The organism is Saccharomonospora cyanea NA-134, assembly GCF_000244975.1.
Classification (GTDB): domain Bacteria; phylum Actinomycetota; class Actinomycetes; order Mycobacteriales; family Pseudonocardiaceae; genus Saccharomonospora; species Saccharomonospora cyanea.
This window is the reverse complement of the sequence record NZ_CM001440.1, coordinates 26,415-47,993: the sequence shown is the minus strand read 5'-3', so window position 1 is coordinate 47,993 and position 21,579 is coordinate 26,415. Positions and strand designations below refer to the sequence as shown.

The 21,579-nt window shown below is 70.0% G+C and carries 25 protein-coding genes; 14 read left to right on the top strand and 11 right to left on the bottom strand.

Annotated elements, in window-relative coordinates; all coding sequences use genetic code 11:
• The first annotated feature begins 46 nt into the window (after positions 1-46).
• A complete protein-coding gene (locus tag SACCYDRAFT_RS00245; protein WP_005452483.1) occupies positions 47-478 on the top strand; it encodes a PH domain-containing protein in 432 nt (143 codons plus the stop codon).
• On the opposite strand, the gene SACCYDRAFT_RS00240 is transcribed toward SACCYDRAFT_RS00245, so the two are convergent.
• Both SACCYDRAFT_RS00240 and SACCYDRAFT_RS00235 read right to left on the bottom strand, forming a co-directional pair.
• Entirely contained in the window at positions 454-1,455 is a 1,002-nt protein-coding gene (locus tag SACCYDRAFT_RS00240; RefSeq protein WP_005452481.1) for a rhomboid family intramembrane serine protease, read from the bottom strand. The genes SACCYDRAFT_RS00245 and SACCYDRAFT_RS00240 overlap by 25 nt on opposite strands.
• A gap of 71 nt (positions 1,456-1,526) precedes the next feature.
• On the bottom strand, positions 1,527-2,084 hold the full coding sequence (locus SACCYDRAFT_RS00235; protein WP_005452479.1) for a peptidylprolyl isomerase: 558 nt from the start codon (positions 2,082-2,084) through the stop codon (positions 1,527-1,529).
• A 91-nt stretch (positions 2,085-2,175) separates the two neighbouring features.
• On the opposite strand from SACCYDRAFT_RS00235, the gene SACCYDRAFT_RS00230 reads away from it, so the two are divergent.
• Positions 2,176-2,850 (top strand): hypothetical protein, encoded by a 675-nt coding sequence (locus SACCYDRAFT_RS00230; RefSeq protein WP_005452478.1) that lies wholly within the window; start codon positions 2,176-2,178, stop codon positions 2,848-2,850.
• Positions 2,851-2,933: 83 nt separating this feature from the next.
• Here the strand turns inward: SACCYDRAFT_RS00230 and SACCYDRAFT_RS00225 are convergent, their stop codons facing one another.
• The 3 genes from SACCYDRAFT_RS00225 to SACCYDRAFT_RS00215 all read right to left on the bottom strand — a co-directional run bounded on the left by SACCYDRAFT_RS00225 (position 2,934) and on the right by SACCYDRAFT_RS00215 (position 4,425).
• Positions 2,934-3,377 carry a DUF6918 family protein gene (locus SACCYDRAFT_RS00225; protein ID WP_005452477.1) on the bottom strand — a complete coding sequence of 148 codons (444 nt, stop codon included), beginning with the start codon at positions 3,375-3,377 and terminating at the stop codon, positions 2,934-2,936.
• A gap of 181 nt (positions 3,378-3,558) precedes the next feature.
• Positions 3,559-4,101, bottom strand: a complete 543-nt coding sequence (locus SACCYDRAFT_RS00220) for a DUF2020 domain-containing protein (protein ID WP_005452475.1) — start codon at positions 4,099-4,101, stop codon at positions 3,559-3,561.
• A 69-nt stretch (positions 4,102-4,170) separates the two neighbouring features.
• Positions 4,171-4,425 (bottom strand): WGxxGxxG family protein, encoded by a 255-nt coding sequence (locus SACCYDRAFT_RS00215; protein ID WP_005452474.1) that lies wholly within the window; start codon positions 4,423-4,425, stop codon positions 4,171-4,173.
• Positions 4,426-4,836: 411 nt separating this feature from the next.
• Here SACCYDRAFT_RS00215 and SACCYDRAFT_RS00210 point away from each other — a divergent pair, with 411 nt between their 5' ends.
• From SACCYDRAFT_RS00210 to SACCYDRAFT_RS00185, 6 genes are all read left to right on the top strand, one after another.
• Positions 4,837-5,622, top strand: coding sequence for a MerR family transcriptional regulator (locus tag SACCYDRAFT_RS00210; RefSeq protein ID WP_005452473.1), 786 nt, complete (start codon positions 4,837-4,839; stop codon positions 5,620-5,622).
• A gap of 1 nt (position 5,623) precedes the next feature.
• Positions 5,624-6,799, top strand: coding sequence for a sensor histidine kinase (locus SACCYDRAFT_RS00205; RefSeq protein ID WP_232283744.1), 1,176 nt, complete (start codon positions 5,624-5,626; stop codon positions 6,797-6,799).
• Positions 6,796-7,437: a response regulator transcription factor gene (locus SACCYDRAFT_RS00200; protein ID WP_005452471.1), complete on the top strand. Its 642-nt coding sequence runs from the start codon at positions 6,796-6,798 to the stop codon at positions 7,435-7,437. The genes SACCYDRAFT_RS00205 and SACCYDRAFT_RS00200 overlap by 4 nt, the downstream gene beginning before the upstream one ends.
• A gap of 70 nt (positions 7,438-7,507) precedes the next feature.
• On the top strand, positions 7,508-8,686 hold the full coding sequence (locus SACCYDRAFT_RS00195; RefSeq protein WP_005452470.1) for a DUF418 domain-containing protein: 1,179 nt from the start codon (positions 7,508-7,510) through the stop codon (positions 8,684-8,686).
• Positions 8,687-8,793: 107 nt separating this feature from the next.
• Positions 8,794-8,985 carry a hypothetical protein gene (locus SACCYDRAFT_RS00190; RefSeq protein ID WP_005452469.1) on the top strand — a complete coding sequence of 64 codons (192 nt, stop codon included), beginning with the start codon at positions 8,794-8,796 and terminating at the stop codon, positions 8,983-8,985.
• Positions 8,982-9,434 carry an iron chaperone gene (locus tag SACCYDRAFT_RS00185; protein WP_005452466.1) on the top strand — a complete coding sequence of 151 codons (453 nt, stop codon included), beginning with the start codon at positions 8,982-8,984 and terminating at the stop codon, positions 9,432-9,434. The genes SACCYDRAFT_RS00190 and SACCYDRAFT_RS00185 overlap by 4 nt, the downstream gene beginning before the upstream one ends.
• 60 nt (positions 9,435-9,494) lie before the next feature.
• Here the strand turns inward: SACCYDRAFT_RS00185 and SACCYDRAFT_RS00180 are convergent, their stop codons facing one another.
• From SACCYDRAFT_RS00180 to SACCYDRAFT_RS00160, 5 genes are all read right to left on the bottom strand, one after another.
• Positions 9,495-10,070 (bottom strand): dihydrofolate reductase family protein, encoded by a 576-nt coding sequence (locus tag SACCYDRAFT_RS00180; RefSeq protein ID WP_005452464.1) that lies wholly within the window; start codon positions 10,068-10,070, stop codon positions 9,495-9,497.
• Positions 10,071-10,274: 204 nt separating this feature from the next.
• Entirely contained in the window at positions 10,275-11,468 is a 1,194-nt protein-coding gene (locus SACCYDRAFT_RS00175) for an RNA polymerase sigma factor (protein WP_052309064.1), read from the bottom strand.
• Positions 11,417-11,824, bottom strand: coding sequence for a YciI family protein (locus SACCYDRAFT_RS00170; protein WP_005452460.1), 408 nt, complete (start codon positions 11,822-11,824; stop codon positions 11,417-11,419). Before SACCYDRAFT_RS00170 ends, SACCYDRAFT_RS00175 begins: the two co-directional genes overlap by 52 nt.
• 138 nt (positions 11,825-11,962) lie before the next feature.
• Positions 11,963-12,706 (bottom strand): hypothetical protein, encoded by a 744-nt coding sequence (locus tag SACCYDRAFT_RS00165; RefSeq protein WP_005452458.1) that lies wholly within the window; start codon positions 12,704-12,706, stop codon positions 11,963-11,965.
• A gap of 62 nt (positions 12,707-12,768) precedes the next feature.
• Positions 12,769-13,560: an IclR family transcriptional regulator gene (locus SACCYDRAFT_RS00160; RefSeq protein ID WP_005452457.1), complete on the bottom strand. Its 792-nt coding sequence runs from the start codon at positions 13,558-13,560 to the stop codon at positions 12,769-12,771.
• 136 nt (positions 13,561-13,696) lie between these two features.
• On the opposite strand from SACCYDRAFT_RS00160, the gene SACCYDRAFT_RS00155 reads away from it, so the two are divergent.
• The 6 genes from SACCYDRAFT_RS00155 to SACCYDRAFT_RS00130 all read left to right on the top strand — a co-directional run bounded on the left by SACCYDRAFT_RS00155 (position 13,697) and on the right by SACCYDRAFT_RS00130 (position 20,643).
• Positions 13,697-15,172, top strand: coding sequence for a mannitol dehydrogenase family protein (locus SACCYDRAFT_RS00155; RefSeq protein WP_005452456.1), 1,476 nt, complete (start codon positions 13,697-13,699; stop codon positions 15,170-15,172).
• 20 nt (positions 15,173-15,192) lie between these two features.
• The gene (locus tag SACCYDRAFT_RS00150; RefSeq protein ID WP_005452455.1) at positions 15,193-16,206 is read left to right on the top strand and encodes an L-idonate 5-dehydrogenase; all 1,014 of its coding nucleotides are present in this window, start codon (positions 15,193-15,195) and stop codon (positions 16,204-16,206) included.
• Positions 16,207-16,266: 60 nt separating this feature from the next.
• Positions 16,267-17,667: an MFS transporter gene (locus tag SACCYDRAFT_RS00145; protein WP_005452454.1), complete on the top strand. Its 1,401-nt coding sequence runs from the start codon at positions 16,267-16,269 to the stop codon at positions 17,665-17,667.
• A 73-nt stretch (positions 17,668-17,740) separates the two neighbouring features.
• Entirely contained in the window at positions 17,741-18,985 is a 1,245-nt protein-coding gene (gene manD / locus SACCYDRAFT_RS00140; RefSeq protein ID WP_005452453.1) for a D-mannonate dehydratase ManD, read from the top strand.
• Positions 18,986-19,003: 18 nt separating this feature from the next.
• Complete coding sequence (locus SACCYDRAFT_RS00135) at positions 19,004-19,651, top strand: bifunctional 4-hydroxy-2-oxoglutarate aldolase/2-dehydro-3-deoxy-phosphogluconate aldolase (protein WP_005452451.1); 648 nt, start codon at positions 19,004-19,006, stop codon at positions 19,649-19,651.
• Positions 19,648-20,643 (top strand): sugar kinase, encoded by a 996-nt coding sequence (locus SACCYDRAFT_RS00130; RefSeq protein ID WP_005452450.1) that lies wholly within the window; start codon positions 19,648-19,650, stop codon positions 20,641-20,643. The genes SACCYDRAFT_RS00135 and SACCYDRAFT_RS00130 overlap by 4 nt, the downstream gene beginning before the upstream one ends.
• A 43-nt stretch (positions 20,644-20,686) precedes the next feature.
• Here SACCYDRAFT_RS00130 and SACCYDRAFT_RS00125 read toward each other — a convergent pair whose 3' ends face one another.
• Positions 20,687-21,565 carry a sucrase ferredoxin gene (locus SACCYDRAFT_RS00125; RefSeq protein ID WP_043535989.1) on the bottom strand — a complete coding sequence of 293 codons (879 nt, stop codon included), beginning with the start codon at positions 21,563-21,565 and terminating at the stop codon, positions 20,687-20,689.
• Positions 21,566-21,579: the final 14 nt, after the last annotated feature.

The window sequence follows — 21,579 nt, the reverse complement described above, 5'->3', positions numbered from 1 at the left end:
CAGGCGAAACACAGAGATGTAATTCATCCCCACTGTGGATAACTCTGTGGATAACTCGGTACGAGGCTGGGCTCCGAAGCCCGGACTCGTCGGTGTCGGCTGGGCTCTCACAGTGGCGGCGGCCGGCGCGCTCGCCTGGACCGCCCTCTCCGGCGACCGACCGGGCACACTACTGCTCGGCGTGGTGACGGCCGCGTTCGCAGCCCTGTCACTGCACGGGACCGTGGTGCGTCCCCGTCTCGCCGCAGACAGCCACGGCGTGCGCCTGCGCACCCTCGGCGGCACCCGATCGCTCCCGTGGTCCGAGGTCACCGTGCGCCTCGCCACGACCAAGCGGTACGGCCGGGACGCCGAGACCGTCGAATTCGACGCCGACGACCGGCTCACCGTACTCGGGTGGGTGGAACTCGGCACCGATCCGCGGGACGTGTACGACGAGCTCCTGCGGCTGCGTCAGGCCCCGCACAACGCCGGGTAGGCCCCACACACCTGGTCGGCGAGCTGGGCGTCGCGGTAGACGACGAGCCCGACGAGCGCCACCGCCACGATCGCCAGAGCTCCCGCCTGGTAGGCGGCCCGGTTCTTCTCCGGCGCGTACACCATCGCCACCATCGCCACGGCACCGGCGACCAGGCCGCCGAGGTGCCCGAGCAGCGAGATGTTCGGGATCGACACGCTGATGATCACGTTCAGCACGATGATCCCGATCGCCGTCGTGGGATTCAGCCGCAGGCGCAGCACCGCGACGAGGATCGCCCCCATCAGCCCGTAGATCGCGCCCGAGGCGCCCGCCGTCCCGGTCGCGGGATCACCGAACACGAACACGGCCGCCCCGCCCGCGAACATCGACAGGAAGTAGACGGCCAGGAACCGGACCCGGCCGAGCAACATCTCCAGGTCCCGGCCGAGCACCCACAGGGCCAGCATGTTCATGGCCAGGTGAAGGAGGCCGTAGTGCAGGAAGCCGGAGGTGAGCAGCCGCCACCACTCGTCGAACAGGACGACGACCTCCGGCCACAGCACTCCGTCGTTGAAGACGGGCGAGTTGTGGTTGCTCATCACGTCGCGTGCCTGGAAGACCGTGAGCGCATAGACGATCACGTTGACCGCGATCAACAGCGGAACGACCACGACCCGTTGTGGAACCCTCGCCCCCGCCACGGTGCGTGAACCGAGACCGGCCCTGCGGTAGGCCGCCGACCGGGCGCGATGGTGTTGCTGCGCCGAGGTCACGCAGTCGATGCACTGGTACCCGACCGACGCCTCACGCAGACAGTCGGGACACGCGGGCCGGTCACAGCGCACACAGCGCAGGCCGGTCTGCCTTGCCGGATGCCACCAGCAGCCCGGCAGAGCCGCCTGCTGCGGTGGCTGACCGTACGGCGGGGGGGTGGGGGGCTCGGTCACAGTGCTGTCGACACTCCTGCGCTCACGGTCGGCGTCCGTCCACGACATGGTCGGTCACCACGCGCACACGGCCGAGGAGCGCGTGGCCCACCACCAACCTACCTGGTGCCGGGCACCTTTCAGCCGCGTTCGACGGTGACGCGCTCGATGACGACGTCCTCCAGCGGCTTGTCGGCCGGGCCGGTGGCGGTGCGGGCGATGGCGTCGACGACGTCGCGCGACTCCTGGTCGGCCACCTCACCGAAGATCGTGTGCTTGAAGTTCAGGTGCGGCGTGGGAGCCACGGTGATGAAGAACTGCGATCCGTTCGTGGCCGGGCCCGCGTTCGCCATGGCCAGCAGATACGGCCGGTTGAACTGGAGCTCGGGGTGGAACTCGTCGCCGAACTTGTAGCCCGGGCCGCCACGGCCGGTGCCCGTGGGGTCCCCGCCCTGGATCATGAAGCCGTCGATCACCCGGTGGAAGATGCTGCCGTCGTAGAACGGACCGGACTTCTCACCCCTGGCGTTCGGCTGGGTGTACTCCTTCGTGCCTTCGGCCAGACCGGTGAAGTTCGCGACCGTCTTCGGCGCGTGGTCCGGGAAAAGTACCAGGTGGATGTCGCCTCGGTTGGTGTGCAGAGTGGCCTTGATCTTCCCGCCACTGGGGGTTGCGTTGCTGTCAGTCACGCGATTCATCGTGCCATCCACGGCGCGATCGGCGGGAAAGGGGCAGGATGAGCTGCAGGCGCACGAGCCACACGGACCAACGAATGACGAGGTGAGGCCGATGGGACAGAAGGGTCGAACCACCCAGGCATTAGGCGAAGCCAGCACCGGCGCGCGCACGTTCCGGGAACGCGCCCTCGAGATCGGGAGGGCGAGCGCCGACGTGGCGGCGCAGGCCGCGCAGGTCGCGGAACAGCGGTTGAGCGAAAGCACCGAGGTCGCCCGCAAGGAGCTTGCTCGCAGAGCCGCACAGACCCGGAAGGAAGCCATGCGCAGCGCGAAGGACGCCCGCGCCATCGCCGAGGTGCGGCGGGAGGAGCTGCGCGCACCGGGCCGCAAGGCCAGGAAGGCAGCCATCAAGGCCGCGAAGGCGGCGGGTCATTCGCGCCGCAAGGCCAAACGCGACTTCCGCGCGGCGAAGAAGGAGTTCAAGGCCGCCATCTCGGAGGCGAAGGCCGTGTCCAAGCACGGAGTGGGCAAGCGCAAGACGCGCAGGTGGCCCTGGCTGCTGGGGCTGGCGGCTCTGGCCGGTGCCGCCACCTACGCGATGCGGTCACAGCGGGAGGAACCGGCCATCGCACCGGTGCCACCGCGCAGCACCGACAGCCCCACCCCGCCCAGCACGCCCGCGGCCTCCGAGTCCGCGAAGGTCCCGACCCAGGAGTCGGCGTCCGAGCAGAAGCCGACTTCGAGCAAGACGAAGGCCACGCAGACGGGCAAGCCGACCAAGAGCTGACGCGCCGTGCGGCCGGCCACACGATTCGACCCCCGAAGACAGCTCGCGCTGCCCCGGGGGTCGAGTCGTTACGCCGTGGCCGATCAGGCGGCGTGCTTGTCGATCAGCTTGCCGAGGCGCGGCAGAGCCTCCTCGACGTTCTCCTTACCCTTCGGGCGCAGCTTGCTGTAGACCTTCTTGATGCTGTCGCGGTCGCTCTTCTCAGCGCGGGCGTCGGTCACCGACAACAGCGCGTCGGCGGCGTCCGGCCGGGTGGGCAGGTACGAACCGAAGTCGCTCGCGCCGCTCGCCTTGAAGTCGGCGTAGATCGGCTCGAGGGCGGCGACGAACTCGTCCAGCAGGCTCTCCACCGCAGCGCCGATGATGCCCGGCTTGATCTTCTTGACGGCCGCGTAGCCGGTCTTGATGGCGGTGCCCGAGAAACCGCCCTTGGCCGCGACCTCCTCGTCGATCAGGGTCTGGAGGTCGGTCACCACGGTCGGGCGACGGCTGGGGTCGAGCAGGATTTCCTTGAGGGTGTCAGCCACGGATCTCATCCTTCACAGTCTGATTCCACGATTCGGTCGCAGGGCCGCATCGCGGCTTCGGCACGCTCCCGTGTAGCCGGTAACCCGGTAGGGACTTGCCTTTCTTGGTGTGCCTGCGCGTGCGCGTAACCCTAATACAAGATCAAATTGGGCTGCACGCAGCGGTGTCCTGCCGTCACTCTCAGATCCCGAGCCTGGTGATGGCCTCGGTCACCACCGTGCGCGCCTTCACGCTCTGTTGCTGATTGGTGGTCACGATGACGGCGTTTCCCCCTTTCGAGACGGCGTAGACCGCGCCGTCGTCACGTGATTCGTAGCCCCCCTCCCAGCCGGTGGGTTGCGAGGTGGGGTTCGACGTCGCCACGGGGGCGGCGGCGTCGACCAACGCCCTCGCCACGTCCTCCTCCCCCACGTACACCCGCACGGTGAGCTGGACATCACCGTCGGGGCGGTAGAAGAAACACGTCGGGTGCGGCTCGTCCACCGACGTCCTGACACTGCCGACCCGCTGGCCGTTGGTCTGGGCCACGAACTCGGTGTCGAGGTAGGGACACTCCCCCTCGTTCTCCGGCTCGGGCTCCGGCGGCAACACCACCGACGAGGACGCTGTTGCTGTGCTCGGGGATCGCTCCTCGGCTTCCGGCTGACTCTCCGACTGCGGCTGGGCGCAACCGACCACGAACGCGGCCACGGCCGAACCGATCACGACAAGGCTTGTGCGCATAACTCGCACAGTGAACCAGACGTGAACGGCGCAACCGTGGCCGCTGGGTGTCAGATCGTTCTCACGTGCCTAGGGGCGAGCTCCCCGGCCCGGCTCGTGGGCGGTGCGCTCCGTGGTGCGCCTGCGGGGGACGAGGCCGAGCAGGCCGAGCAGACCGAAAATGCCGATCCACTCCCAGTCGCTGTCGGTGTCGACCTCCTCCTGCTGTTGCTGCTGCTGGGCGAGAGTGCCCTCCCGCCCGGTGTCGGCATGGGCGAACGCCCCTCCGGCCAGTGGAACGAGCAGCGCGGCCGCGGCCGCGGCCACCGTTCGCCGAGTACGCATGGCCTGCACCTTCGTTTCTCCGCGTCGGTCTCTTTCCTTCACCGTGGTCCATAGCACCGGACGGAGGCTTCAAACAGGAAGGCGGCAGTTCGCGCGGAAATGTTTCCCGAAGGACGGGCTCGGCAACACCGGGGCCATGCGCTTCGGAAACACCGAGGTCAGAGTGCTCGGTGGACGCCTCGGATGCCTGTGGATGATCGCGCTTTCGTTGCTGCTCTCGATACTGCTGACCGTATTGATCAACGTGCTTTAGCCGGCTTTCGCGCCCATCGGCCGACGAATACGGACACCGTTCACGCGGCGGAACGACCGCCCCGCCTCCCGGCGTCCCCGCGCCTTCAGGTCCGGCATTGAACTTCTGTTGATACTTTCTCCGGTGCTCGGCTTGCGGACGGGGCGAGGGGGAACGGGATGGTGGGACAGCGAGCGCTGCGGCCGGTGGACCTCGCCCGCGCCGCCGGTGTCTCGACACAGCAGATCCGCAACTACGCCGACGCGGGCATCCTGCCTCCGGCCCCACGCACCCCGACGGGCTACCGGGTGTTCTCCCAGCGCCACAGGGACGCGCTGCTGACCTACCGCGCGCTCGTGGTGGGTGCCGGCCCACAGGCCGCGCAGGAGCTCATGGCCGCGGCCAACGCCGGTGACCGGAACCTCGTGCTGGCGTTGCTGGACGCCGTCCACGCCGACCTGCACGAGACACGCCGCTCGCTGAAGGAGATGGCCGAGGCGCTGGAGGCTGTCGCGCGGCAGGACGCCGCACCTCCCCCGCACACCGACCTGCGTATCGGTGACGTGGCGCGTCACCTCGGCGTACGCACCTCCGCTCTGCGCGTGTGGGAGACCGAGGGTCTCCTGAAGCCCCGCCGCGAGAAGGGCACGCGGTACCGGGTGTTCTCCCCCACCGACGTGCGTGAAGCGCAGATGATCCACATGCTGCGCCAGGTGCGGTACCCGTTGCCCCGGATCGGTCCCGTGCTCGACGCGCTGCGGCAGACCGGAAGTACGGAGGCGTTGCTCGCGGCTGTGGCCACCCGCACCGACGAGGTGAACCGCAGGGCCACGGCGCTGCTCGAAGCGTCCGCGCTGCTGCACACCTACCTGTCCGAGGCGAGGGACGACGCCGGCGAGCAAGGTGACGGCGGGAGCGTGACCGGCACGGCCGAACGTGGGCGGACCCCGGCGAGGGAGCACTGAAGTGGTGGCGCCGTCGAACTTCATGGACCACCACGGGCGGTCGTGGTGGGTCGCGGAGGGGCTGACGCTGCTGCTGTTCGGGTGGGCGCTGGCGGAGATCCTGCTGGCCGGGCCACCTTTCTGGGTGGGGGCGGCGCTCGTCGGCGCGTTCGCGTGCTGGCTGGCGTTCGTCGTGCTGTCTCCGCGTCTACCCCGCACGGCGGCGAGTTCCCTGGCAGTGGGCTCACTGCTCGCGTCGGTGGCGCTGGTGACGGGTGAGCTGGCCGTGTTCGTGGTGTCGGCGATGGCCCTCGGGGTCTACGCCTCCCACCCGGCACCCGCGACGCGCACGATAGTGGCGGTGGGCGGGACCAACCTCGCCATCGCCACGGTGTCGGGGCTGCTCGTGGGCGCAGACGTCGGCACGCTCGTGTCCACGGCGCTCGTCGTGGTGGTGATGCTGTTGATCGGGATCAACCGCAGGCAGTACCAGCTTCGCGCCCACCAGACGGCACTGCTTCTGGAACAGACCCGCCTGGCGCGCAGCGAACACGCCCGCGCGGCGGCGCTGGACGAACGTACGCGCATCGCACGGGAGATCCACGACGTCCTCGCCCACTCCCTGGGTGCCCTGCGCGTCCAGTTGGAGGTCGCCGAGGCGGAGTTGGAGGCGGGCAGGGACCCGGCGTCGGCGCTGGATCGGGTACGCCGGTGTCGCAAACTCGCCACCGACGGGCTCACCGAGGCACGGGAGGCGGTGTCGGCGTTGCGCCGTGACGTGCCCGCCCTCCCCGACGCGATCGCCGAGCTCGTCGACGGCTTCGGTCGTGACCACGGCGTGCCCGCGACCCTGCGCCGGTCCGGACCACCGCGACCGGTACCGTCCGCCGCGACGGTGGCCCTGCTCGGCGCCGTTCGCGAAGCCCTGACCAACGCCGCGAAGCACGCGCGGGGAACACCGATCACGGTCACCCTCGACCACACCGACACGGCCGTCCGGGTGGTGGTGCGCAACCCGGCGGGGAACACGCCCACGCGCGGCACCGGGACCGGTTTCGGCCTCACCGGCATGGCCGAACGGCTCGCCCTCTGCGGCGGAACGTTGACGGCAGGTCCCGACGGCGACGGTTGGTCGGTCACCGCCGTCGTCCCCGCCCGGCTCGCCGACGAACCCGCGCTGGAGGTCGAACCCGGATGAGCATCCGCGTCGTCGTCGCCGACGACCAGCAGCTCGTGCGCGAGGGGTTGGTCGCGTTGCTGGAGCTCATGGACGACGTCACCGTGGTCGGACAGGCCGCCGACGGACGAGGAGTGCTCGACGTGCTCGGGCGCAAGGCATGCGACGTGGTCCTCATGGATCTGCGCATGCCGGTTCTCGACGGGGTCGCCACGACCAGGGAGGTGCGCTCCAGGCATCCCGGGGTGGCTGTGCTCGTGCTGACCACCTACTCCGACGACGACTCCATCCGCGCGGCACTCACCGCGGGAGCGCGCGGATACCTGACGAAGGACGCGGGCCGTGTCGAGATCCACGCCGCCCTGAGGGCCGTGGTCGCCGGGCAGGCCACCTTCACCGCCGACGTGTCACATCGACTGGTGGCAGCCCTGACACAGCGGCCCCGGCCCGACGTGAGTCCGGAGGCTCTGACGGCGAGGGAACGGGAAGTGCTCGCACTCATCGGCGCCGGTCTGTCCAACCGCGACATCGCTCGCAGACTCCACATCGCCCAGACCACCGTGAAGACCCACATCAACAACGCGTTCGCCAAGATCGGCGCGCGGAACCGCGCCGACGCCGTGCGCTACGCCTACCACGCCGGTCTCGTGGACGACTGACGATCTCCACCCGGATCTCCACCCGCGAGTGGAGCCGCGCGGACGGCGAGCTCCCTAGCCTGACCGCACTGTGAACGACGGACGACACAACACCGCGACACCCGGTGGACAACGCATCGACGCGCTCGACCTCGCACGTGGCGTAGCGATCCTCGGCACCCTCGGCACCAACATCTGGATCTTCACGGACCCGCGGGGAGCGTTCGGCTGGGTGTCCACGGACGCAGGGGAGGACTCCGGCGTCGTCGGAACCCTTCTACTGACACTGTCGAACGGGAAGTTCCTCGCACTACTGTCCATCCTGTTCGGTGTGGGTCTCGAACTGCAGTACCGCTCAGCGCTGCGCAGGGGGCGGCGCTGGCCCGGCCGGTACCTGCTGCGGGCGACACTGCTGTTGTTCGAGGGCCTGGTCCACTACCTGCTGATCTTCGAGTTCGACGTGCTCACGGGTTACGCGCTCGTGTCGGTGCACGTGGCGTTCCTGGTGTCCCGCAGTGACCGGATGCGACGCGGCTGGCTGGCACTGGCGGGCGTGGTGCACGTGGCGCTGGTCGGGCTGCTGACGTTGGCCGCGCATGCCGGTCAGCTCTCGCTCAGCGCCGAGGACACCGACACCGGCAGGCACCTGTACGGCTCGGCGAGCTGGGCCGAACAGGTCGTCGCCCGCATCGAGGAGGCCGCGTACTTCCGCAGCGAACTGGTCATCATCATCCCGTTGTCCACGATGTTGTTCCTCGCCGGGATCGAAGTGCTGCGCGCGGGCACGTTCGAGGACTCCGAGCGGGGTGCTCGCGTCCGGCGTCGCATGCTGGTGGCGGGAGTCGGCGTGGGTCTTCCGCTGAACCTGGTGACCGCCTTCGCGGGCCCGGAGTGGTTCTTCGTCGACCGCTACCTCCTCCCGCCGATCGTCGCCTTCGGGCTTCTCGCCGCCGTCGTGGAGATCGCTCGGCGATCCCGCGGTGGTGGCGTGCTCCGGCGCGGACTCGTCGCGACGGGCCGCGCGGCCATGTCGTGCTACGTGTTCCAGAACCTCGTGTGCAGCGTGCTCTGCTACGGCTGGGGGTTCGGGCTCGCGACGGCACTCTCGGACGCCAGGCCGTGGTGGGTGATCGGGGCCTGGGCCGCGGTGAGCGCACTGTTCATGACCCTGGCCTCACTGTGGCTGCGACGCTTCACCCGTGGCCCGCTGGAACTCGTCCTGCACCGCCTGTACACGGGGCGGCCGAGCCGGACCGCCGAGCCCGTGTGACTCCCGGAGGCAACCGGTCAGGAATCGAGAAGCACCGCCTGCGCAGGCGCGCCTAGCGTTCCTGCCATGACCTCTTCCGACACCGTCGCCTCCACGGACACACCCTGATGTGCCACCACCTGTCCGGCATGCTCGCCGCACTCGCCCGGGACAACGCTGAGGGCTACGTCGACTCGTCCGCCCGGCGTCGGCCCGACGCCACCGACACCACGACGCCACCCGCCGACACCGCACCGACCAGCACGGAGAACCCGGCCAGGACCGCGCAAGCCACGATCACCGAAGGGGACCGACGATGAGCCGCACCGAAACCAGCGCGTACGAGGGATTCACGGCCGAGGAACGGGCCGCGATGAAGGAACACGCCGAGGAGAAGAAGAAGGAAGCCCGCCGTAGGTCCCGCGCGGACAAGGCGGCGGAAGCGGAACGGGACGTGCTCGCGAAGATCGCCGAGATGGCCGACTCCGACCGGGTTATCGCCGAACGCGTACACGCCATCGTCAAGGCCAACGCCCCCACGCTCGCGCCGAAGCTCTGGTACGGGATGCCGGCCTACACCCTGGACGGCAAGGTCGTCTGCTTCTTCCAGAGCGCGGCGAAGTTCAAGGCGCGCTACGCGACTCTCGGCTTCAACGACGCGGCGAGGCTCGACGACGGCGCGATGTGGTCCACCTCCTTCGCCCTGACCGAGGTGACGGCCGAGGTCGAGGAGCGCATCGCGGCCCTCGTCCGCCAGGCGGTGAGCTGACGCGCACCACGAACGCCCGGTGCCGGGGTCGGTCGCAACGGACCGCCCCGGCGGCTCCGGTCAACGGACCACGTCGTAGACCAGCTTCTGGACTCCGTTGCCGTAGGACTCGCTCTCGACGAGTTCGAGCCGCTGCTTGTCCTTGTCGGTGTCGCTGAAAAGCCGCTTTCCCGCGCCGAGCAGGACCGGGAAGACCAACAGGTGGTAACGGTCGATCAAGCCGGCGTCGGAGAGGTGGCGGTTCAGGGTGGCGCTTCCGTGAACGATGATCGGCCCGCCCTCGGTCTCCTTGAGCGCGGCGACGTCGTCCAGTGAGCGGAGGATGCTGATCTCGCCCCAGTCGGACACCAGGTCCTGTTCCCGCAGCGTGGTCGACACGACGTACTTCGGCATCGCGTTGTAGGCGGCGAACTCCTCGGTCATGCCCGGCCACACCGGCGCGAAAGCCTGGTAGCTGACCCGACCCAGCAGCATCGCCGTGGACTCCTCCTGCTCGCGGGCCTTGATCTCGTACGCGGCCGGGTCGAACTCGACGGTGTCGACGGTCCAGCCGGCGTTGCGGTAGCCGGCTTCTCCGCCCGGCGCCTCGACGACGCCGTCCAGCGAGACGAACGAAGTAGCGATCAGGGTGCGCATCGGTTGCTCCTCGGCATGTCGGCTGTCCTGTCATCACCACGTCGAACGGGCAGGGCCGAGTTCGACACCTCGCCCCGAGAATTTTCCGGCTCGAATTCGTCCCGAAGAACACCTGGCAGAGTCACCCACCTCCTGGCCGTGTCGGCCTCCGAGCACAGCGACCGGCGAGCCGGCGCGGGGTCGTGGAAAACCGAGAACCGCGGGTCAGCGACGCAGTCGGGAGTTGAGCCGGGCGGCCTGGCGCGTCAGGTGGTCACGCTCGGCGAGGTTGGGTGCCTTGTGGGCCGCCTCGGCGTACAGCCGTGCCGCCGTCACCACGTCGCCCGCGCGCTCGTGGAGGTACGCGGCGGCCGCCACGTAGCGCGGCAGCGAAGGGTCGAGTTCCGCGAGCGCCGCCAGACCGGCGTGTGGCCCGTCGGCCTCGCCGACGGCCACCGCGCGGTTGAGCCGGACCACCGGGCTGTCGGTCAGGCGCGTGAGTTCGTCGTACCACTCGACGATCTGCACCCAGTCGGTCTCTCCGGCGGTGGGCGCGTCGGCGTGGAGTGCCGCGATGGCGGCCTGGGCCTGGAACTCGCCCAGCCGGTCGCGGGCCAGCGCCGCCTGCAGGATCTCGACGCCCTCGGCGATCGACCCGGTGTCCCACAGGCTGCGGTCCTGCTCGGCGAGCGGCACCAGGCTGCCGTCGGGTGCGGTCCGGGCGGCGCGCCGGGCGTGGTGGAGCAGCATGAGGGCGAGCAGCCCCGCCACCTCGGGGTGGTCGATCGCGGCCGCGAGCTGCCGGGTGAGCCGGATGGCCTCGACTGCGAGGTCGACGTCGCCGGAGTAGCCCTCGTTGAATACCAGGTAGAGCACGCGCAGCACGGTGGCCACGTCTCCGGGCTGGTCGAACCGAACACCGGAGACGGTGCGCTTGGCGCGGCTGATGCGCTGCGCCATGGTGGCCTCGGGCACCAGGTAGGCCTGGGCGATCTGTCGGGTGGTCAGCCCGCCGACGGCACGCAGCGTGAGCGCGACCGCCGACGCGGGTGTCAGCGACGGGTGGGCGCACAGGAAGTAGAGCTGGAGTTCCTCGTCCACCGCGGGCGCCGCGCCGGCGGGAGGCTCGGCCTCCACGGCGAGTTCCCGCCCCCGCCGCGACGCCTCGGCACGGGCGGTGTCGAGGAACTTGCGCCACGCGACCGTGACCAGCCAGGCCTTCGGGTCCCGCGGGGGATCGTCCGGCCAGGTTTCCAGTGCCCGGACCAGGGCCTCCTGCACGGCGTCCTCGGCCGACGCGAAGTCCGCTCCGCGCCGGACGAGGATGCCGATCACCGCGGGCACGAGCTCCCGCGGCAGCGAGGGGGTCACTCGGTCACCGTGGGGGACGTGGTCAGGAACGGGCGCACCTCCAACCATTCGTGGACCGGCTTGCCGCCCGCCCCGGGGGCGGCCGACAACTCCCCGGCCAGCTCGACGGCGCGCTCGTAGCTGTCGACGTCGATCACCATCCAGCCTGCGATGAGGTCCTTGGTCTCCGCGAACGGGCCGTCGGTGACCGGTGGGCGGCCCTCACCGTCGTACCGGACCCACGTGCCCTCGGGGGCGAGCGCCTGGCTGTCGACGAACTCACCGGTCCGTTCGAGCCGGGCCGCGAAGTCGTTCATGTACCGCACGTGGGCCGAGACCTCCTCCGGCGTCCACTGCTCCATCGGCACGTCGTTGACCGAAGCCGGAGCACCGCGGTAGTGCTTGAGCAACAGGTACTTGGCCATGGTGTTCTCTCCTCGTGCTGATGCGACCCATTGTGGTCGCGTTCACCACGGGGACGGAGCCCGTCGCGGATTCTCGACATCGCCGTCCGAACTTTTCCGGATCCCGTGGACGAGTCCGAGTACCCCGGCGTCGGCCGGTCAGACGGTACGGGCACTCCGGCGGCGGACCGGCCACCGAATCCACTGGACTGCCGCCAGGAGCGCGAACACGCCCGCGCCCGCCGCGATCGCCCACGCGGGGCCGAGCAGGGTGTTGTGTTCCGCGTACTCGTCCCATGTCACGACCACCAGGACGAGCAGCGCAGTGGCACCGGCGAGCACGAGGGCCGTCCCACGTCGGTACGAACCGCTGCTTCCTCCCCGGCCGGGTCCGACAGCCCTGTCCAGGGCACTCGCCACGCCGATGGCCCACAGGGCGACGGCGACGAAGGCGGTGGCACCACCGGGTGGACCGGCCGTGAGAGAGGCGAGGATGACGGCGGCACGGGCGACCGCGCCGGCGACGACTCCCAGCAACGCCGCACCCAGCACATGGAGTGCGGGCCGTTTCGGCTTCGGCTTCCCGAGATCCGCCTGGTCATGCCGTAGCAGCCGCCACCCGAGCACCGCCAGCCCGGTCACGACCACGGCCGCCAGAAGCACGAAGACGATCGCCAGAACGACGGTCTCGGGCCGGGAGATGTGGTCGACAACGCGGCCGTCCCCATGGACACACGTCGCACTCGGGGGAAAGTAACTCCTCTCGACACCCGTGGCACCTGGGCAGGAGTCGTCGGGATCGAACCAGGACGGCATCGCCGCCTCGACGGCGACGGCCCACACCATGAAGCCCGCGAGGCCAACACCGACAAGGTTGCCTGCCGCTCGGGTCGTCACCTTCACCGGTGAGATCCTGCCATGGTCCGAACCAACACCGTGGGGCCGCACCGTGGCGTCGTGCAGGATCAGCCCGTGGCCGGGGCGAGCGTGTACTCCTCCGGCGCGAGGTCGCCGGCGAGCTTGCGCAGCAGCGCGCCGATCTCGGCGAGACGTTCGGGCGTCATGCGTTCGGCGGGGCCGGTGACACTGATCGCGACGTCCTGTGAGGTCGTGGAGGTGAGGGCGATCCCGACGCAGGCGATACCGGACTCGTTCTCCTGGTTCTCGATCGCCCACCCGAGGGTGCGCGCGGCGTCGACCGCGTCGCGGAAACGTCGGTCGAGCGTGGGGTGCTCGTGGTCGGGGTCCGCTTCCTCGACGTAGCTGGTCATGAGCGAGTCACTCGGGGGTGCCGAGGCGACGAGCGCGCGCCCGAGCGCCGTGGTCGCGATGTGCGCGCGACGGCCGACGCGTGACCACACCCGGACGGAACGTTCCGGCTCGATCTTGTCGAGATAGACGACGCGGCGTCCGTCGAGTACTCCGAGGTGGACCAGTTCCTCCGTACGGCGCGAGAGTTCGAGCAGCAGCGGCCGGAAGAGCAGGGGGAGGTTGTCACCCGCCCCGAAGGTCCGCACGATCCGTCGGAGTGCCTCGCCGAGGACGTAGTTGCGGTCCTCGCCGTCGCGCGTCACGTATTCGCGGTACGCGAGACCGCGGAGCAACCGGTGGACCGATCCCTTGTTGATGCCCGTGCGTGCCGCTATCTCGCCGAGTGGGAGTCCCTCGGGGCCCGCGGTCGCGACCGTCTCGAGCACGAGGAGGGCGCGATCGAGGCTGGTGACGGGTGGTGTGTCCGATGTGGGTTCGGTCTCCATGACTCCATTGTCCTTCGATCGATCTTGCATCGCGCTGAACGTGAGTTTAGCTTGTGTTCTGACATACAAAACGAGCGGTTCATAATGCGAAACACTGTGGGCCGCAGCCTGTGCGTCGCGGAAGGACAACGACGTCATGACACAGCCACTCGGCCGGATGAACGTGCCCGCGGGGTCGCTCATCGGGGCTTCCGCACCTGACCGGACGGGGATCGTCCACCTCGGCCTGGGCAACTTCCATCGCGCACACGGTGCCGTCTACACCGCGCAGGCGATGGCCGCCGCGGGCGGGAACTGGGGCATCCGCGGCTTCGCGTTCTCGTCGGACCGCATCGTCGCCCCCATGAGGGCCCAGGACAACGTCTACTCGATCCTCCAGCTCACCGAGCACGGTACCGAGGCGGGCGTCGTCGACGTCCACCGCGACACCGGCGTGGCCGCCCAGGACCCTCAGGCGGTCGTGGACGCGATCGCGGACCCGGCCCACCGCATCGTCACGCTCACCATTTCCGAGGTCGGGTACACCCGTGACCCCGTGACCGGCCGCCTGGCGCTCGACCACGCGGGCGTCGCCGCCGACCTCGCTGCCGGCTCCACGCCGCGCACCGCCGTCGGGATGATCGCCCGTGGCCTCGAGAAACGGGCCGCCTCGGGCGAGGGGTTCGCCGTCCTCTCCTGTGACAACCTCCAGTCCTCCGGTGACGTCACCCGCGCCGTGGTCGAGGAGTTCCTGCAGGCCGCCGGGGTGAGCGACGACGTCCTGGCCTTCGTCTCATCCTCGGTGTCGTTCCCGGGCGCGATGGTCGACCGGATCGTGCCGAAGACCACCACCGAACACACGCGCCTCGTCGCGGACCTGCTCGGCGTGAAGGACCTCTGCCCCGTTCCCGCCGAGGACTTCACGATGTGGGTTCTCGAGGACGACTTCGCAGGCGGCCGCCCCGCCTGGGATTCGGCGGGAGCGACCTTCTCCGACGAGCTCGAGGCGTACGAGATGGTGAAGCTGCGGCTGCTCAACGGCTCGCACTCGCTCATCGCCTACCTCGGCGTCCTCTCCGGTGCGCCGACGATCGACGTCGCGTGGGGCCAGGACTTCGTGCGCGAGGCGGTTCTCGGCGGGATCACCGACGACTACCTCCCGACGTTCACCCCGCCCACCGGGTTCGACGCCGAGGCGTACGTGTCCCAGCTCGACGACCGGTGGCGCAACCCGCTCATCGGGCACGCCACCACCCAGGTGGGCACCGACGGATCGCAGAAGCTCCTCCAGCGCATCCCCGACGCCGCGCTCTTCCACCTCCGGCGCGGGCGCATGCCCCACCACCTCGCGCTGTGCACCGCCGCCTGGATCGCTTGCGTGGCCCCGCCTGTGGGCTTCACCCCGGACCCGCTCTCCGCGCGCATCGTCGAGCCCGCACGTGACCGGCTCGCCTCGGCCGTCGACGGTGCCGTGACGGTGCTCGACCACGTGCGCCGAATCATGGGCGGCGGCTTCTTCCCGGACGCCCTGGCCGAACAGGAAGCCTTCACGGCCCGGGTGGCCGACCTGCTCACCCTCATCACCCGCGACGGTGTGCGAGCCGCGGCCGCCGACGTCGCCTCCGCCCGCTGACCACCGGGAGCTGATCACCGATGAAAAGCCTGTTCATCCACGGTGCCGAGGACATGCGTCTCGAAGACGTCGCCGTCGGAGAACCCGGCGAGGGCGAGGTGCTGCTGCGCGTGCGTTACGTGGGCATCTGCGGCTCGGACCTGCACTACTACTTCCACGGCAAGAACGGGGAGAACCTCGTGCGCGAGCCCTTCACCCCGGGGCACGAGCTCTCCGCGACCGTCGAGGCGGACCCGAGCGGGGAGTGGGCGACGGGAACCCCGGTGACGGTGCACCCCGCGCGGTACGGCGCCCCGGTGGAGAGGATCTCGGACCGCCCCCACCTGTGGCCTGGGGGCGACTACCTCGGCAGCGCCGCGAACCTGCCCCACCGCCAGGGTGCCGCGGCGGAGTACGTGATCGTCGAGAAGCACATGCTCCGCGGGTTGCCCGACGGGCTGTCGCTGCGGGACGCGGCGCTGGCCGAGCCCCTCGGCGTGGCGCTGCACGCCCTCACGGTCGCGGGTGACGACCGCGGGAGTCTCGGCGACCGCGCCCTCGTTCTCGGCGCCGGTCCCATCGGCCTCCTCGTCGTCGCGGCACTGCTCGCCCGAGGTGTCGAGCACGTGGCCGTGGGGGACATCCAGGAGCCCGCCCTCGCGCGGGCCCGCGCCCTCGGCGCCCACGAGACCTTCCTCGTCGGGACCGACGACGTCCCGGCGGCCGCGTACCCCGTCGTGTTCGAGTGTTCGGCGGCACCCGTGTCGCTCACCCAGGCGATCACCTCGGCGGCTTTCGCCGGTGTCGTCGTGCAGGTGGGAATGCTCGCCGACACGACGATCGGCGTGAATCTCGCCCCGCTCGTGTCGAAGGAGGTGCAGCTGCGCGGCACGTTCCGCTTCTCGACGGAGATCGACGAGGCGGTGGACATGCTCGCGGCCAACCCCTCGATCTCCCAGGTCGTCACACACGTCCTCCCCGCGACCGAGGCCGTGAAGGCGTTCGAGACCGCGAGGGACTCCGCGTCCTCCTGCAAGGTCCTCATCGAGTTCTGAGCCCGCCCTCTCCCCGACCGACGGCACCGACGAGGGTGCCACCCCGACGAAGGAACAACGATGTCCACTTCAGCACCGCCGCCCGAGACGGGCACCACGAAGGACGGCCCCGCCCAGCGCAGCACCGGTGACCTCACCCGCGCCGCGATGTCCGGTTGGCTCGGCACCGCGCTCGAGTTCATGGACTTCCAGCTGTACTCCCTCGCGGCCGGACTCGTCTTCGGTCAGCTCTTCTTCGTCGGGGAGAGCCCCGCGCTCGCGGTGGTCTCCGCGATGGCGACGTACGCGGTCGGCTACATCGCCCGCCCCGCCGGTGCCTGGTACTTCGGACGCCTGGGTGACCGGGTGGGTCGCACCAAGGTCCTCTTCATCACGATCGCCCTCATGGGCGGGGCGACGACACTCATCGGCGCCCTGCCGACGGCCCACGAGATCGGCATCCTCGCCCCCATCCTTCTCGTGGTGCTCCGCCTCGTACAGGGATTCGGAGCCGGCGCGGAGATCTCCGGAGCCGGTGTCATGCTCGCCGAGTACGCACCGACCAAACGCCGTGGCATCATCGCCTCGCTCGTCGCCCTCGGCACGAACTGCGGCACGCTCGGAGCCTCGGCGATCTGGGGCGTCCTCGTCGCCACTCTTTCCGAGGAACAGCTCCTCTCCTGGGGATGGCGCATCCCGTTCCTCGGCAGCGCCGTGATCCTGCTCTTCGCGGTGTGGGTCCGCGTCCGGCTCAAGGAGAGCCCCGTGTTCGAGGAGAGCACCCACGTCGACGACGGCGTCGCGCTCACGACGGACGAGATCCGGGCGAAGGCGGAGCGGGAGAACGACACCCGGATGCTGGAGGCGCTCGAACAGAACAAGTGGCGCGCGTTCGTGCCCGCGTTCCTCCTACGCTTCGGGCAGGCGGGCAACTCGGGGATCCTGCAGACCTACATGGTGTCGTTCATCACCGTCACGCTCGCGATGTCCGCCTCGGTGGGCACGAACGTCGTGATCGTCTCCTCCCTGTGCGCGTTCCTCACGGTGCCGATCGTCGGCGCACTCGGCGACCGGTTCGGCCGCCGTCGCATGTACCAGGTCATGAGCGTCATCTCGCTCGTCCTCATCGTGCCGACCATGATGGCGATCGCCGGAGCGGACGTGCCGCAGGTGTTCGTCGGCTACATCGTCATGCACAACGTGTCCGTCATGGCGCTCGCCTCGCTGGAGAACCTCACGCTGCCCGAGCTCTTCGGCTCCCGGCACCGGTACACCGCCACCGGAGTCATCCGGGAGATCGCCGCGATGGTCGCCACCGGGCTCGGTCCCGTCGTCGTGGCCGCCTGGGTCGCCGCGACGACCGGGTCGTGGATTCCGATCGCGATCATGCTCGGGATCTTCACGGTCTGCCCGCTCATCGCGACGTTCCTCATGCCTGAGGTCGCCGGGCGTGACCTCAAGGACCCGCGCAACGCGGTCTGATCCGCACCGGCCCGAAACCGTCCACTCCCGACACTCACCACCGGCCCCACCGCCCCGGAAGGAAGCGAGTCCCGTGAGCATCTCGACCGTCGACGTCATCGTCACGAGCCCCGGACGCAACTTCGTCACCCTCAAGATCGTCACCTCCGACGGTGTCGTCGGCTGGGGCGACGCGACGCTCAACGGGCGCGAACTCGCCGTCGCGTCGTACCTGCGGGACCACCTCGCGAGCACCCTCGTCGGCCGGGACGAGGACCGGATCGAGGACACGTGGCAGTACCTGTACCGCGGCGCGTACTGGCGGCGCGGTCCCGTGACGATGGCCGCGATCGCCGCCGTCGACATGGCGCTGTGGGACATCAAGGCGAAGAAGGCGGGCGTCCCGCTCTACCAGCTGCTCGGTGGGGCGAGCCGCGAGAAGCTCCGCGTCTACGCGCACGCCTCCGGCAACGACTACGCCGCACTGGCCCAGGCGATCCGCGGGTACGTGGCCGAGGGCTACACCGCGGTCCGTATCCAGACGGGTGTCCCGGGGCTCGACTCCGTGTACGGCGTTTCGGCGACGGCGAAGCCCGGCGAGAAGTACGACTACGAACCCGCGCACCGTGCCGCCGACGGAAGTGCCGCCACCCGGCCCGAGGAGGAGGACTGGGACACGCCCGCGTACCTGCGGCACGTTCCGTCGATCTTCGAGAAGGTGCGGGAGGAGTTCGGGCCCGAGCTGCGACTGCTCCACGACAGTCACCACCGCCTGTCCCCGATCGAGGCGGCACGCCTCGCGAAGTCCCTCGAACCGTACGACCTCTTCTGGCTGGAGGACGCCACCCCCGGCGAGGACCAGCAGGCGTTCCGGCTGATCCGGCAGCACAGCACCACGCCACTGGCCACGGGTGAGGTCTTCAACTCCGTGTACGACTACCAGACGCTCATCACCGAACGGCTCATCGACTACGTGCGTTCGGCCCCCACGCACACCGGCGGTGTCACGGGGATGAAGAAGCTGCTCGACTTCGCCGCCGTCTACGGGATCCGTTCGGGCATCCACGGTCCCACCGACGTCTCGCCGATCGGCATGGCGGCCGCGCTCCACATCGACCTGGCGATCCACAACTTCGGCATCCAGGAGTACATGCCGCACAGCGACCTCACGCTCGAGGTGTTCCGCACCTCGTACACGTTCGACCGTGGTTTCCTCCACCCCGGCGACACCCCGGGCCTCGGTGCGGAACTCGACGAGGACCTCGCCACCCGCCACCCCTACACCGCCGCCTACCTCCCGGTGAACCGCCTGCTGGACGGCACCGTGCACGACTGGTGAGTCGAGAGGACGGACAGCATGAGCCAGCGCCAGACACTGCCGCAGCGGACCGCCGCCTCGCGTCTCGTCGTCGTCATCCGAGGTGAGCGCGCGGAGGACTACGTGCCGGTGATCGACACCATGGTCGAGGCGGGTGTGCGGAGTTTCGAACTCACCCTCACGACTCCCGGAACGTTCGCCGCGCTGCCCGGACTCGTCGAACGGTACGGGGCGACGGCCGACATCGGGATCGGCACCGTGACGCGTCCGGACGACGTCGACGCCGCCGTCGACGGGGGAGCCCACTACCTCGTCACCCCGGTCTCCGACCTCCCCGTCGTCGACCGCGCCCTCGCTCTCGACATCGCCGTCGTCCCCGGTGGGCTCACCCCCACCGAGCTGCACTCCACGTGGAACCGTGGAGTCCCCGCGGTGAAGTTGTTCCCGGCCGGCCAGGTGGGCACCGGCTACCTCAAGGACCTGCGCGGACCGTTCCCCGACCTCGCCGTCATCCCGTCCGGAGGAGTGGACCTCGAAGCGGCGCGGGCCTGGCTCTCCGCCGGTGCGGCGGCGGTGAGCGTCGGCGGCCCGCTCCTCGGAGACGCGCTCGCAGGCGGTGAGCTCGCCGCCCTCGCGGCGCGAGCGCGCCGGTTCGTCGAGGTGTGCACGGGGAGTGGAGCCGAATGACGGCCCCCAGGGTCCTCACCCTCGGCGAGACGATGGGCCTGCTCACCGGAGGGCGGATCGGTTCGCTCGCCCACGTGTCCGAGATGCACGTGGGGATCGGCGGCGCCGAAACGAACGTCGCCGTCAGCCTGAGCCGCCTCGGTGTGCCGGTCACCTGGATCGGACGTGTCGGCGACGACTCGCTGGGCAGGCGTGTCGTGCGTGAGATCCGGGGTGAGGGCGTCGACGTGCGTGCCCACCTCGACCCCGACGCGGCGACGGGCCTCATGCTCAAGGAGCTCACGGGACCGGGGACCGCACGGGTGTACTACTACCGTGCCGGCTCCGCCGGTTCGCGGTTGACCGCGACGGACGTGCCCGCGGGTCTCGTCGAGAGTGCCGGGCTCGTGCACCTCACGGGCATCACTCCGCTGCTGTCGGATTCCGCGCGCGAGGCGTGTCTATCCGTGGTGCGGCGGGCGCGGGAGGCCGGGGTGCGCGTGAGCTTCGACGTGAACTACCGCTCCACGCTCGCTCCCGCCCACGTCGCCGCGGAGGTGCTCGGTGAGCTCGCCGCGGAGGCGGACCTCCTGTTCGGTTCCCCCGACGAGCTCGCGCACGTGGTCCCCGGCGGGGCCGGGGACGGTCCCGAGCCGGGCTCGGCCCCGGGAGACGAGGAGATCGGCGCGCTCGCCCGCGCACTCGATCCCACCGGAGCGCGCGAGATCGTCGTGAAGCGGGGCGCCGACGGTGCGTCGGCATACGCCGACGGCTCCGTCGTCCACGCTCCGGGGCACCGCGTCGACGTGGTCGACACCGTCGGTGCGGGAGACGCGTTCGTGGCCGGTTACCTCAGCGGCGACGTCCAGGGGCGGAGCGTCGAGGAGAAACTCGTCCGCGCGAACGCGTGCGGGGCCGTGATGTGCACGATGGCGGGCGACTGGGAGGCCGCCCCCACGCCCGCTGAACTGGAGGCGTTCCTCAGCGCCGGAGGCGACCCGGTCCAGCGCTGAGCCCCGCGGTGACACGGCTGGCGTGGCCGCGTGGCCATCGCGGTCAGGCCGTTTCCAGGTGCCACTCCACGAGCTCGTGCTCAGGCGGAGCGGACGGACGCCGTGCGTGACACGTGAGTGCTCGGTCGATGGAGTCGGCCGTGGTGCGCACCCGCACGCGGTAGCGGCCTCCCTGCGGGGCCGTGAAAACCGCTTCGGTCTCGTCCCCTTCTCTGCGCGCGGACCGCAGCGGCAGGTCGTCGATCCCGCGGATGCCCGTCCGCCTCCGCAGGAGACATTCCGCTGCCTGCACGCCGAAGTCGTATGCGGTGCGCCCTCTGAGGTACCGCACCTCGACCTCCCCACGCTCGTGCGTTCGGGCCAGGGAGACGGCGGCTTCCGGAGGTACGCGCCCGTAGTAGAGGCCCTGGGGAAGGACGAGGATGTTGGCGGCGAACCGGTCCCCGCCGATGTGGGAGACCTCCCACGTCTGCTGCGGGAGACCGTCGGCCAGCGCCCGCGCCACCGGTCGCCCCTGTTCGGCGCAGCACGGGTCGTGGGACCCGTGGGTGCAGACGAGGTAGAGCGGGTGGGCGACCTTGCGCAACCCCGGCGAACGCCCGTGTGAGAGCGCCTCCAAGTCCAGCTCCAGTACCTGCTCGGGGGCGTCGAGCACCGCTTCCTCGACCCATCCGCCCTTGGATCCTGTCCAGGCGAGAAGGCACCGTCGACGCTCTGGGCTCGCTCCCCTGCGGCGGTGCACCCGGCGAATGAGGACCACCCGCAGGCGCAGCGGGCGAACCATCTCGCGTATTCGTGACATCAGCTCCGGGTCCAGGCGGTTGTCGCGCAGCGCGTCCGGCCCCCACGGACCAGGCTCCTCGATCAGCACCCACCTGCGTACCGTGGAGGCGGTGCCATGCAGCGACTCGTGCAGATCCACGCTGAGGGCTCGGC